Annotated in this window: 9 protein-coding genes; 4 read left to right on the top strand and 5 right to left on the bottom strand. The window is 67.9% G+C overall.

Going from position 1 to position 12852, the window contains the following annotated elements:
• Positions 1-34: 34 nt before the first annotated feature.
• The 3 genes from BKA25_RS00320 to BKA25_RS00310 form a co-directional block, all read right to left on the bottom strand.
• Positions 35-2116 carry a hypothetical protein gene (locus BKA25_RS00320; RefSeq protein WP_069853024.1) on the bottom strand — a complete coding sequence of 694 codons (2082 nt, stop codon included), beginning with the start codon at positions 2114-2116 and terminating at the stop codon, positions 35-37.
• Between the two features lie 228 nt (positions 2117-2344).
• Positions 2345-3340 carry a hypothetical protein gene (locus BKA25_RS00315; protein ID WP_069853026.1) on the bottom strand — a complete coding sequence of 332 codons (996 nt, stop codon included), beginning with the start codon at positions 3338-3340 and terminating at the stop codon, positions 2345-2347.
• Between the two features lie 300 nt (positions 3341-3640).
• Positions 3641-5857 carry a translocation/assembly module TamB domain-containing protein gene (locus BKA25_RS00310; RefSeq protein WP_069853027.1) on the bottom strand — a complete coding sequence of 739 codons (2217 nt, stop codon included), beginning with the start codon at positions 5855-5857 and terminating at the stop codon, positions 3641-3643.
• A gap of 66 nt (positions 5858-5923) precedes the next feature.
• Here BKA25_RS00310 and BKA25_RS00305 point away from each other — a divergent pair, with 66 nt between their 5' ends.
• Positions 5924-7165 carry an AI-2E family transporter gene (locus BKA25_RS00305; protein WP_069853029.1) on the top strand — a complete coding sequence of 414 codons (1242 nt, stop codon included), beginning with the start codon at positions 5924-5926 and terminating at the stop codon, positions 7163-7165.
• Between the two features lie 26 nt (positions 7166-7191).
• Here the strand turns inward: BKA25_RS00305 and BKA25_RS00300 are convergent, their stop codons facing one another.
• Complete coding sequence (locus BKA25_RS00300) at positions 7192-8388, bottom strand: GGDEF domain-containing protein (RefSeq protein ID WP_069853031.1); 1197 nt, start codon at positions 8386-8388, stop codon at positions 7192-7194.
• Positions 8389-8659: 271 nt separating this feature from the next.
• On the opposite strand from BKA25_RS00300, the gene macS reads away from it, so the two are divergent.
• The 3 genes from macS (at position 8660) to BKA25_RS00285 (ending at position 11080) form a co-directional block, all read left to right on the top strand.
• On the top strand, positions 8660-9796 hold the full coding sequence (macS, locus tag BKA25_RS00295; protein ID WP_236750427.1) for a MacS family sensor histidine kinase: 1137 nt from the start codon (positions 8660-8662) through the stop codon (positions 9794-9796).
• Positions 9793-10443, top strand: coding sequence for a response regulator (locus BKA25_RS00290; protein ID WP_069853034.1), 651 nt, complete (start codon positions 9793-9795; stop codon positions 10441-10443). The genes macS and BKA25_RS00290 overlap by 4 nt, the downstream gene beginning before the upstream one ends.
• A 73-nt stretch (positions 10444-10516) precedes the next feature.
• Positions 10517-11080 (top strand): DUF1707 SHOCT-like domain-containing protein, encoded by a 564-nt coding sequence (locus BKA25_RS00285; RefSeq protein WP_069853035.1) that lies wholly within the window; start codon positions 10517-10519, stop codon positions 11078-11080.
• Positions 11081-11111: 31 nt separating this feature from the next.
• Here BKA25_RS00285 and BKA25_RS00280 read toward each other — a convergent pair whose 3' ends face one another.
• A complete protein-coding gene (locus BKA25_RS00280; RefSeq protein WP_069853037.1) occupies positions 11112-12758 on the bottom strand; it encodes a phosphoenolpyruvate--protein phosphotransferase in 1647 nt (548 codons plus the stop codon).
• Between the last annotated feature and the right edge of the window lie 94 nt (positions 12759-12852).

Raw genomic sequence — 12852 nt, 5'->3', positions numbered from 1 at the left:
GTGCACCTCGGGACGGCGAGTCGAGAACAGACCGTCAGCGGCGGGCGCCCAGCTCCTCCTTGGCCAGGTCCTCGGTGACGGAACGCAGCAGCACCACCGTGTCCAGCATGCTCAGGGCAGGTGCCTCGCCCCGGCTGAGCAGCGGAAGGCCGTTCATGTCGTTGAGCGCGTCGAACTCGATGGTGTCCAGCGGGCTGGGGCCGGACAGGGCACCGCCCAGGTTGCCCAGGTCGAGCTGACGAGCATCGACATCGGTCGATGCCTCGAGCTGGTCGGACTCGGTAGGCCACGTCTGTGCTGCAGCGTCCGAGATCGTGACCACCGGCTCGGCGGCGGCCGTCGGCGTGGGCAGGCTGACCGAGATCACCGCGGGATCGGTCAGCGAGACCTGACCGAAGGCGTCCTCCAGTTCGGGGAACATCGGCAGGTCCGTCGGGCTGGGCAATCCCCACGACTTGGCATGCAGCACGGGCAGCAGCCACAGCGACGTCGGATCCGCATCCGCCCACCGAGGCAGGGACAGCTCGGCCGTCGGCAGCTCGTCCGAGTCGGAACGAGGCTCTGCCTTCGCCCCGGCGTTCGAAGCCGCAGCCACCTCGCCCGAGGACGCCGGGAGTCCGGTCCGATCCTCGACCGGTTCCGGCAGTGCCACCGGTTCCGGCAGGCTCACCGGTTCCGGCAGTGCCACCGGCAGCGGCAGGTTCGCACCCAAGCCGCTGAGCTTGCCCATCTCGGGCAGCACGCTGGCGGGGGAGAGCGCGGCACTGCGCACGATCGCGGTCAGCTCGGGAATCCTGGGCAGATCGCCCGCGCCAGGCAGCCACTCGCCCCACACCGCCAGTGGGTCGGCGTCCTCGGCCATCGGCACGATCGGCAGCGGCCCCCGGCTCAGGCTGGCCCGGACGACCTCGCGCGGCAGCGACTCCAAACGCAGCACCGAGCCGTCCGGCAGCATGCTCTCAGACGTCTCCACCAACCGGCGTTCCGCCTCATCGGCCAGGTGCCGCGGCGCCGGGGTGGAGATGGAGATCCTCGGCAGTTCCGCCGTCACCGCAGCGTCCAGCACCGACGACACCGCGCCGGATCCTCGGCCGCCCTCGGGAGCCGCATGGGCCGGGGCGGGCTTCGGCGCGATCCCGGAGACGGTCGTGGCGGCCTGATGCAGACGTCCGGTCAGCTCGCTGATGTTGAACTCGGTGGTCACCTCGTTCGCGTCGACGTGGGACTGCTGCACCGGCTCGGTGAGGATCTGACCCGTCATCACCGGTTGCAGGCCGTGGAACAGCGGGCCTGCGGGCAACCGATCCAACGTCTCCGTGGAGAGCTTGCCCCGAGCAGAGTTGACGTCGGCCCAGAGATTCCAGTACTCGGCGATCTCCCGGTGCTGACTGAACCGGGGTTCGTAGTAGGTGGGAAGTGCCGCGTCATCGGCCGCAGGCATCGTCATGGTGTTCCTGCTTTCCTGCTGAACTGCGAGGTCGGGGGAGTCACTGGCGCGAGGCAGCGGGGCCGGGTCCGTCTCGACCGGGGCGAGCGGTCGGGCGGCGGTCGGAGCATCCGTCCCGGAACCGATCTCGTCGGCGGACCGGAATGCCTTCGAGTCGGTGTCGGTGTCGATCTCGGTGTTGCTGTCGCGAGCGGCGAACTGCGGCGCCGCCTCGGACGAGGTGTTGAACTCGGGGGCGCCTGCCGAGCTGCCGACCACCGGGCAGCACTCGAGGGAACCGGTGATGGGCTCGATCGCCGGCGGTTCGATGTCCGCCGATGCCACGCCCTGGCCCGCCATGAGTAGGCCGCCGGTGACCAGCGCCGCCTTGACGCTCTGGTGCACGCCCGCACGGAAGGAGAAGGGCTCTCGGGCAGTGCTGCGCTGCGCGAGCCGCCCGGAGAAGGCGTCCGGCAGTGCATGGGCTCCGGCAGGCGCCTGGTCGTCGGAACGAGAGTGGCTGCCGCCGGACCGGGTCCGGTCGCTACGTCGCGTTCCGCACTCCTCCAAGGTCGGCAGTCCGTCCGGAGCAGCCTCGATGTGGTCTCCGCTCGCAAGCGAACCTCGGCGTGGCTGGATGGTGCCGCCGGTAGGAAGCTCATCTCTGCGGTGCTTCGCCCAGGTCTGCATGGGAGTTCTCCTTTCCGTCTTTGTTTGCCCAAGAGCGATGTCGAGGCGGCCGAGCCGGTCTGAACAACGAAACTGATCCCGCTGCGAACCCGGCCACCGTTCTGCGGTCATCGCCAGAACGGCGACACCCGAAGGGATTTGCGGGAAACGACATCGGCGAGACGAGCGCACGCAGGCAGAATGAAGACCCGCAACGACAAGCCACTAGGCCGATGTCGCGCGGAGGAATCAGTCAGGAGTGGTGCCGGGCTGCTCGGCCAAAACGGCCGAAGAGCCAACGGCGGCGGGCTGCACGGTGACGCCGGTCATGGAGACCGGCGGGTGCACGGCAGCTGCTAGATATCCGGGGATGATTCCCCCGGTCAGTGCGGAACCGAAGTTCATCGATGATGCGGCGTGTGGCGCAATTCCGGAATTCAACCCTCGGGCAACGCCCGCCGGGAAGAGTCGCTTGCGTTCATCGGAATCGTCGGCCGGCTCGGCGATGTCGACCGCGGTCGCCTCGACCGGCAATGGAAGCGCAAGCGCCTGATCCGACGCCACGATGCCGCCGAACGCGTCGGAATCGGCCGCACGCTCGGATTTCTTGGCCTTGGACTCGGCGGACTCGGAATCCTCGGCTTCTTCGGACTCCGCCACCGGCTTGTCGGTGGGACGGTCGAAGGGCCGAATCGCGCCGTGTGCAGGCGGGGTGCCCGCGATCACCTTGTTGGTGTCTGCAGCTTCCTCGACTGGATCGGACAGACCGATCAGGGGAAGCAGCGGGGGCGGTGCGGGCAGGAGTCCGCCATCGGGATCGGATTCCGAACCGACCAGTCCGCCGGTGAGGCCGTCAGCGGCTTCACCGATCGGCCGAATAACGGTACGGAGTGGACCGTCCGGCTCCTCCGAGCCAGCCGATGTATCGGACTTACCGCCATCGGAGTCGACCGTGAGCAGGCGAGACGCCCCATCGAGCGGGATCTCGATCACCTGGTCGACGGTGTCGATCAACTCGAGGTCGGTGAGCCGCGAGACGCCGTCTTCGGTGAGACCGCCGAGCAACCCGGAAGGCCTGTCGACCTCGGGCTGCGTCGTGATCGTCTCCGCGCTGGCCACGCCGGAGATAGTCCATGCCGCTGCGGTGCACGCCGCCGTACCGCCCAAGACCCACAGCGCACGAGACAGCGCGACCCGCAGACGGCGGGTGGCTCCTGTCTGTGGCTGTCGAGCTTGTTCCGACACCGGCTAGCCCTTCGTGGTCGACACACAACGGCTTCTTCATCTCGCACCAGGTCTGTCGAACTCCGGAAGTGAGGAATCCGGGGAACAATCGCTACCTGGCATCCGGCGATCACAGTACCCAGCCGGAACGGCTTGGTGTTAGGCCGAAGCACGAAGATCACCGGACCGGATGACCAAGACGGAGAAAGATCACCGCCGGTTCGCGTTATCGGAATGCACCGCAGCCTTGGATCCCCCTGAATGAGTGGCGGCGCAACGGTGCGTGAGACATTTCTTCCGGAATCAACGAGCGCCGAATACTCAGGAACGCTTCAACACCCGGGTGGTTCCCGCCGCGGCCGTGGACGCCAGAATCCAGCCCGCCGCGATCAGCAGACTCGCCACCCACTGCGAGGCTCCGTCGATCCGCCACATTCCGTCCTGACCGAGATTGACCACGGGCAACAACAGATCGGCGGATAACAACCAGGGATTCCAGACCGGACTCTGTCCGTCGTCGAGTTCCGTCAGTTCGTTCCGGTCGAACCACCAGGCGCCGCCCAACCACAGCGCGACCAACCACCAACCCGCCAACCTTGGTCGATAGCCGTAGCCGACCGTGTATTCCTGCAACCAGCCCCACACCCGCCCGAGCGGTCCCAGCGAGGCGAACCGACGCTGCTGTTTAGCCAGCAACACCCGATCGGCCTGCTCGTCGTCACCCGACTCGCGATAGGCCCTCGCCAGCTGTTCATAGGGCGAGGGCAGGTAGCTCTTCACCACTCGCCGCAGCCACCGAAGCCGGGTCTGGACCGTCACTGAGGGGCGGGCTTCGATGGCCTGGAAGGCGAAATCCTCCAGATCGACTCCGCCCGCCGAGTCCCATAACTCCGGTCCGTCGGACATCGACGTCACCCGAGCCCGCCGCAGGATCACCTGGCCCTTCGGCGGCGTCTCGAACCGGAGCACCAGCCGGACGGCGATGAGCCCATAGGCGTTGAGCGCGACCAGTGTCCCCTCGGAATCGGCGGCGGTGGCCATGCCCAACAACGCGTTGTCGAAGCTCACGAGTTTGCCCGCCTCGACGAGCCGAATCCGCACTCCGCCGACCGCGACGAATCCCCGGCTGCACAACAGGTCTTTGCCGACCACGGCGGCCCGGACGTCCAGTGAGGGTTTGTAGCTGCGATCCGTTCGCCGTCTCGGCAACACCAGTCGCGCACCGGTGCAGTCCAGCGAAGAGCCGATCTGCGCGTTCTGCAATCGAACCGAGCCCTGCGCGTAGAGGTACTGCAGGAAGAACGCACCGCCGACCGTGACGCGGTCCGCGAACAGCACGTCGAGTCCCTGGCCGTGTAATCGAACGCCGCTGAGTCTGGCGTTTCCGCTGATGGATGCGTCGACCAGGCGTACCTGGCCGTAGGCGGTCATCGCGGTGTCGTTGCCGTGTCTGGCACCGACCTTGGTCCTCGCATCGAGGTCACCCTGGATTCGGGCGCCGTCGGCCAACAACGCCACCGGGACGTGCGAGTTCGACATGGTGTCGTTGTCGGGCATCCGAGCCACCGAGGCAGGACGGCCGAGCACCGAGCCGGAGAGATGCAGATGACCGCCGATCTGCGCGGCGGGGATGCGAACCGAGCCCACCACGCGCAGATCGTCGTTGAGCTCCAGATTGCCCTGCACGCGGATTCGATCGGCGACCAGAGCGGCGTTGCTGTCCAGCAGCCCGCTGGCGAGAATGCTGACCCCCTGGTCCGACACGGCGGTCTCCAGGTGTGCGCCGGAGAACACGGCGTCACCGCCGACCTGCGCACCGGTCAACAACAGGCGGCCCGTCGCGGAGAATCTGCTGCCCTTGGGGTCGCAGAAGATGTTTCCCGTGACCACCAACCCGGTTCCCTCCAGTGCGGCACCGTGGGAATTCGCCAACCGGGCACCGCTCAGGTGCAGACTTCCGCCGATCTCGGCGCCGCGTAGCCGGACCTCGCCGTTGGCCCGCAATCCGCTCGCCTCGACGGAACCGGCGATCTTCAGGCGCGCGGCGAGCAGGGCGTGACCCGTGCGGCCGCGCAGTACCGCGCGGGTGAGTCGTAAGGTGCCGCGTACCTCGCCGTCGGTCAGGTCGACCACGTCCTCGCTGTGGAAACCGTCCTCCAGAACCAGGTCGCTGCCGACGTAGAGGTTGCGCCCGGACAACCCCGGCACGCGACAACCCGTCATCCGCAGTCCGATGATGCTGGCCATCTGAAGATCGATGACCTGGTCGAACCGGCAGTCCCGCAGATCGATGAGGTGTCGAACCTGAGCGGACTCCAGATCAAGTCGGCCGGTCACCCGAGCGCCCGCTAGGCGCAGGGCGGGAATCCCGGTCGCTCGCACCGGATACAGCCCGGTGAGCAGGCCGCTCAGGAATTCGCCTCGCACCTCGCGGTCGCCATCGGAGTCGAGGAAGGTCTGCAACTCGCCGCCTGCGAAACCGCGAAGCACGCCCTGCTCACATGCGGTGAGTGCGGAGTACCTGATGTGAGCAGCCACACGACCTCCTGGCGGCGACGGTGCGGATCGTCCTGAGCACCTGCGGCAACGAGCTAACGTAAGTATGTGGCTGAGCTGAAGCAGACCAAGGAAGATCCGGTGGATTCGTCGGTCCCGCGCGGTCTGCGGGTCGCCAGCGCCGTGGCATGGCGCTTCCTCGTGATCGCCGCCGCGCTGTGGGTGCTGATGTGGATCGTCGTCGGCACCAGCGTCGTCGGTATCCCGATCGCGGTCGCGTTATTGCTCGCCGCCCTGATGTCCCCGGTGGTGAATCGACTCACCAAGATCGGGGTTCCCAAGTCACTGGCCACCGGTATCACACTGATCGCCGGGCTGGCCGTGGTCGCAGGCGTGCTGACCTTCGTCATCAGTGCGTTCACCGAGGGCCTTCCCGAGATGATCACTCGGTTGACGGCGAGCGTGGAGACGATCCGGACCTGGCTGATCGATGGTCCGCTCAATCTCCGTCAGGAACAGATCGATCAGTTCCTGGCAGGCCTCACCGACATGCTGCAGGAGAACCAGGAGCTCATCACCTCGGGAGCACTGTCTACCGCAGCGACCGTGGGTGAGCTGCTGACCGGCATCCTGCTGACCCTGTTCACCCTGATCTTCTTCCTCCACGACGGACCGAAGATCTGGTCCTACCTCGTGCAGTTCGCCCCCAAGAACGTGCGGACCAGGGTGCACACGGCGGGAACGCGCTCCTTCCGCACCCTGGTCGGCTATGTACGCGCCACCGCATTGGTCGCGGTCGTCGATGCGCTGGGCATCGGCATCGGGCTCGTCGTCCTGGAAGTCCCGCTGGCCATCCCGTTGTCCGCGATGGTCTTCCTCGCCGCCTTCGTGCCGATCATCGGTGCCGTGCTCTCAGGGTCGGTGGCCGTGCTGGTCGCGCTCGTGACGGTGGATGCGGTGACCGCTCTGCTGGTGCTGCTGGTGGTCCTGGCGGTGCAGCAACTCGAAGGCCACGTCCTCCAGCCGTTGCTGCTCGGCCGTGCGGTCCGGCTGCACCCGCTCGCGGTGGTGTTGGCCATCGCCGTCGGTGTCGTGCAGGCGCAGATCATCGGCGCGCTGCTGGTGGTGCCACTGCTGGCCGTGGTCAACGAGGCGATCCGGTCGCTGCGCCAGGATTCCTCGGCCGAGCTTGATGAAGAGCCCCGCCGTCCTCGGCTGACACTGCCCAAGTTGAACCGGCTCAACCCTGGCAAGTCCCGCTCGCCCAAGATCCGTAGGCCCGGTGCGCGTCCAGCGACCACTAAGACTGCGGAGAACGACGAGCCCAAGGACGGTCCCGCAGAGGGCTGAGCAACCGAAAGATCGCCGTTTCCCGGTCAGGCCATCGTGACCAGGTTGCGGCCGGAACCCTTCGCCGCAAGCAGGGCGGAGTCCGCGGCCGCGAGCAGACTCGGCAGTTCGTAGCCGAAGCGCTGGCTGGTGGCCACCCCGATGCTCGCCGTCAGGCCCACCAGCTCGTGGGGTTGGCCCTCGGCGGTGGTGAGCGGGACCCGGAGTGCCGCGACCGAACGGCGGACCCGCTGCGCGATCGCCTCGGCCTCCGCCGGTTCGGTGGCGGGCAACAGGATGACGAACTCCTCGCCGCCGAACCGGCCCACCACGTCGCCTCGGCGGATGTTGGTCCGCAGCAGTAGGGCCACGGCGGCCAACACGGAGTCGCCCGCCAGGTGCCCGAGATCGTCGTTGACCCGCTTGAAGTGGTCCATGTCCAGCAGCAGCACGGCGGTCGATGTCCGCCGTTCGCGTGCTCGGCTCAATTCGACGCTGGCCAGCCGATCCCAGTACATCGCGTTGGCCAGGCCGGTCTTGGAATCGCGCTGCGCCGACCGCCGCCATTGCGGCAGATGCCCCACCTGTTCCAACAGGACCATCGGCGCGCCTGCCAGCATCGCCATCAACGGTTCGTCGACCACGACCTTGGCCATCAACACACCGACGCTCACCGCCACCACTCCGAGGGTGATGTCGATCGGCGAGCCGAGGATCTCGGTCCCCGGCGCGTCCGGCCTGCGCAGCCGCAGACCAAGGGCGATGATCGCTGCCCTGGCCAGCACCAACAACGCACCCGCCGTCAGCAACATGATCGGGTTCCAGCTCGGGGTGTCCCAACCGAGGAACCACCGGGCGCCCAGGGTGGCCAATACGGTGCCCGCCGTGGAGAACAGCCAGCGGTGCGTCTCCATTCGCGGGCCGAGCACGCCGGAGAGCGCCGGGCCCAGCAGCAACAGGATCAGCAGATTCGGCGGCAGCACCATGATTCCGGCGATCAGGTAGCAGGCGTGCACCGACCACGGGTTGCGATTGGACTCGCGCGACAACTGGATGAAGACCGAGGTTCCGACGATGACGGCGGTCGCCGTGGCGGCGATCCCGGCGAACCGGATGAGATCGATGTCGGTGGGCCGGTCGGTGTTGATCAATACGATGACCGAGGTGGCCAAGGCGGCCGCGTCGATCACCAGCCAGTAGCACAGGGCACCCAGAGGGAGTGTCCACAACGACCACTTCCGCACGGTGCCTCCCCGAATTCACGGGTCGGGGGCCGACGCGAAACCATCCGGCATTCGTGCTCCCCGGCACGAACCACCGCGAAAATCCACTCCGACGGCCTGCTCCCCGCTGCCGCCGGCCCCTCCCCTGGCCTTAGGTCAGCCTGGCATATCGAGCCGGACAGTAGTAGACGGCCACCTGGGGGTAGCGATAAACACGAACGGCACAACAATGGGGCGGGAGGAGGCATACGTGGAGCGATCGGATGCACCCAACTCGGTTAATCACAGTCACGTGAACAGCACTACGCCGTTGTGGCGTGCCGCAGTGTTCCTACGGATCGTCACGCTGCCCTTCGCCGCAGTCGGTGTCGCGGTCAATCTGGACGACTACATCCGGCCGGAACTGGGTCTGATCGTGCTGGCCGTGATGGCGGTGTGGACGGTGATCACATCCGTTCTGTATCTACAGCCCGCCAAGCGCACCGATGCACTGGTGCTCGGCGATCTGATGCTCACGCAGGCATTGGTGCTCGCATCGGAACTCGTGCTGAGTCCGGCTCAACTCGACGAGTCGGTGACACCGTTGGTCACCACGATCTGGGCGCCCGGCGCGGTGGTCGTCGTCGCGGTGCATCGCGGTCCGCTGTTCGGTGTACTCGCCGGGATGCTCGCCGCCGTGACCAACATCCTGCCGAGGGGCTATCTCAATATCGACCTCGCCCGGGATGCGGTCCTACTTCTCGGCGTCGGTTTCGTACTGGGCCTGGCGTCGAAGACGGCGCGGCACTCGGCCGAACAGCTCCGCAGGGCGGTTCGGCTGGAAGCCGCGACGAGCGAGCGGGAACGCCTGGCCAGGATGGTGCACGACAGCGTCCTGCAGGTACTGGCCCGCGTGCGCCGACGCGGTGCCGAACTCGGTGGCGAGGCCGCCGAACTGGCCGCCCTGGCCGGGGAACAGGAGGTGGCGCTCCGGGCGCTGGTGAGCACGGCCGCCCAGGAACCCAACGAGTCCGACGAGATCGACCTCGGTGTCGGGCTCCGATTGCTGGCCACGTCGCGCGTCGAGGTCTCGGTGCCTGCGACACCGGTCTCCCTGCCGGTCACCACCGCGACCGAGTTGTTGGCCATGGTCAAGGAGGCCCTCGCCAATGTCGTCGAACACGCCGGCCCGAACGCCTCGGCCTGGGTGCTTCTCGAGGACCTCGGCGAGGAGGTGATCCTCAGCGTGCGCGACGACGGAGTCGGTATCCCACCTGATCGGCTCGCCCAAGCACAGGCGGCGGGTCGGATGGGAGTGGATCTCTCGATGCGAGCCAGGGTGCTCGCGCTGGGTGGGACTCTCGTATTGGAGACGGCCCCCGGTGCGGGGACCGAGTGGGAGGCACGGGTACCGCGAGTCGACGACCGAGCAAGGGAGCGCAAGCCATGACTGACGAAGCCATCTCGGTGATGGTGGTCGACGATCATCCGATGTGGCGGGACGGTGTCGCCCGTGACCTGTCCGAGCGCGGTTTCTCCGTGGTGGCCACGGCATCCGATGCCGACAGCGCGGTGCGCATCGCGGCGGCAGCCCGCCCCGACGTGGTGTTGATGGATCTCAACCTCGGCACCGTGTCGGGCGTGCAGGCGATCCGGCGACTGGCCGCGTCGCTGCCGGAGGTGCGGGTCCTGGTGTTATCGGCGAGCGGCGCGCACGCCGATGTGCTGGAGGCGGTGAAGGCGGGCGCCTCGGGATATCTGCTGAAGTCGGCCTCGGTCACCGAGTTGGTGGATGCGGTGCGTCAGACCGCGGTGGGCGATGCGGTCTTCACGCCGGGTCTGGCCGGTCTGGTCCTCGGCGAGTACCGGCGCATCGCGTCGGTGCGGGGCGCCGACGCGCCGAGATTGAGCGATCGGGAGACCGAGGTGCTGCGGTTCGTCGCGAAAGGCCTGTCCGCACGCATGATCGCGAGCAGGCTGTCGCTGTCGCATCGAACGGTGGAGAACCACGTCCAATCCACACTTCGCAAGCTCCAACTGCACAATCGCGTCGAACTGACCAGATACGCCATCGAGCACGGACTCGACGAGGATTGAAGTCCGCCACAGCGATGGGTCCGGCCCGTCAAATCTGCCGCGCGCCTGCCGAAGATGACCTACGGTTGCTGCTGTGACCACCGCAGATCCGGTGCCGCCACGGCGTCTCCGGGTGTCCCATGCCGAACGTGCACACGTCGTCGAACTGCTCCAGAAGGCCGTCGCTCTCGGCCTCATCGATCTGGACGAATTCAGTGATCGAGCCGATCAGGCACTGACCTCCCGCACCAGGGAGGAGCTCAACGTCCTGTTGGTGGATCTGCCTGGACTGGTCGTGGCCCCACTTCCGGAGCACACGCCGCTGAATCTGAAACTCACCAGTTCCAGCCTGGTTCGCAATGGCCGCTGGACGGTTCCCCCGGCGGTCAACGTGCAGGCGCGCGCCGGCGAGATGCGACTCGACTTCTCCGAGGCGGAGTTCCTCAGCCGGGTGGTCGAGATCGACATCGACATCCTGGGCTGCAACTTGGACATCACGGTGGGGCGGACGACGGTCATCGACTCCATCGATCTGGAGAACCGCTTCGGTTTCTTCCGGGATCGAACGCGGTCGCCGCGAGTGGAGCCGGAGCACCGGCTGCGGCTGAGCGGGATCGCGCGCGGGAGTTCCATTCGGATCCGCAACGCTCGTAGCTGAGCGCCCGCGCGACGACCCCGCCCGAGGTAGGTCAGCCGAGTGATTCCCGGACCGCCGCGCGCGCAGCCGTCGGGTCGGGACTACGCAGCGCGATCCGCGCCGCTTCCGCGCACTGCGCCGAGGTCGCCGAGGCGAGTCGGTTGCCCACCGAGGACAGCGCTCCTGCGGTCATCGACAGGCTGGTGACGCCCAATCCGACCAGAACCGGGGCGAGCAACGGGTCGCCTGCGGCCTCGCCACACACACCGACCGGGAAACCGGTCTCCCGAGCCGCATCGCCGAGGGTGGCCAGCAAGCGCAGCAAGGCGGGTTGCCACGGGTCGTTCAGTGTGGCCAGCGAACCCAGCATCCGATCGGCCGCGAACACGTACTGCGCCAGGTCGTTGGTGCCGACGCTGACGAAGTCGACCACCTCGAACACCTCGCGGGCGGTGAGCACCGCAGCCGGAATCTCGATCATGACGCCGACTCGGGAGATTCCGGCGGCCCGCGCCCGATCGGCGAACCAGGCGGCTTCCTCGGCGGTTGCCACCATCGGGGCCATCACGGAGACGACGGCCCCGGAATCGGCCTCGGCACCCGCAATGGCCGCCAGCTGTCGGTCGAGCACTCCCGTCTCCACCCGACCGAGCCGCAAACCGCGCACCCCCAACGCCGGGTTGGGCTCGGTACCGGCACCGGTGAGGAAGGGCAGCGGCTTGTCCGAGCCGGCGTCCAGGCTCCGCACCACCACCGGCTTGCCGGGGAAGGCGCCGAGCACCTCGGAATAGGCGGTGCGCTGCGCGGACTCCGTCGGCTCGGTCTCGGCGTCGAGGTAGCAGAACTCGGTACGGAACAGTCCGATTCCCTCCGCGCCCGCTTCGGCGGCCGAGGCCGAGTCGGCGGCCGAACCCACGTTGGCCACCAGCCGGATGGGGACGTCGTCGGCGGTGCGTCCCGGGCCGGACCAGGTCGGTTCCGGGCTCCGCTCGACCGCATGGACCTCGATCGGGCCCTGTTGCACGGTGATGGTGCCGGTGTCGCCGTCGATGTGGAGGCCGAGGGAGTCATCCAGTTCGAGGACACCTGCGCAGGCCACCACGGCGGGAATCCGCAGTGCTCTGGCCAGGATCGCGGTGTGACTGGTCGGCCCGCCCTCCTCGGTGACCAGCGCGAGGACCAGCGTGGGGTCGAGGTCTGCGGTGTCGGCGGGGGCGAGATCGCGCGCCACCAGGACGGCCGGTTCGAGCAGGTCGGGGACTCCCGGGGGCCGCGCACCGGACAGCTCTGCGACCACCCGGTCGCGGATGTCGAGCACGTCCTTGGCCCGTTCGCCGAGGTAGCCGCCGAGGGCGCGCAGGTCCGCGGCGAACTTCTCGGCTGCCTCGTACACCGCGCGGGCGGCGGGCAATCCACCATCGCGCACCAAGGCCTCGGCCGAGGAGATCAGGGCGGGGTCGGCGGCCATCGCCGCCGTGGTCTCCAGTACCGCCTTCGGCTCGCCGTCCAGCCGCGCGGCGCGGGTGGTCAGCTCGCCTGCCACCGCTTCGGCGGCGGGACCGATCCGCGCGGCCTCGGCCTCGGGATCGGTGGGGGCGGGACCGGTCGGGGGCGGCGGCAACGGTTCGGCCACCCGGACGATCGGTCCGGCCGCTTGCCCGGCGCTGACCCCTACCCCTTGCAGACTGATGACGGCCATGGTCTAGACCATACCGCTGTCTGAGCGTGGTAAGGGGGCTGCCGGAAGTCGGTGTGCCCGGCGTGACCGCCGCTGTCGAGGATTCGACGCGACG

This window comes from Actinoalloteichus hymeniacidonis (assembly GCF_014203365.1).
Taxonomy (GTDB): Bacteria; Actinomycetota; Actinomycetes; order Mycobacteriales; family Pseudonocardiaceae; genus Actinoalloteichus_A; species Actinoalloteichus_A hymeniacidonis.
This window is presented reverse-complemented; position numbering and strand designations above follow the sequence as displayed.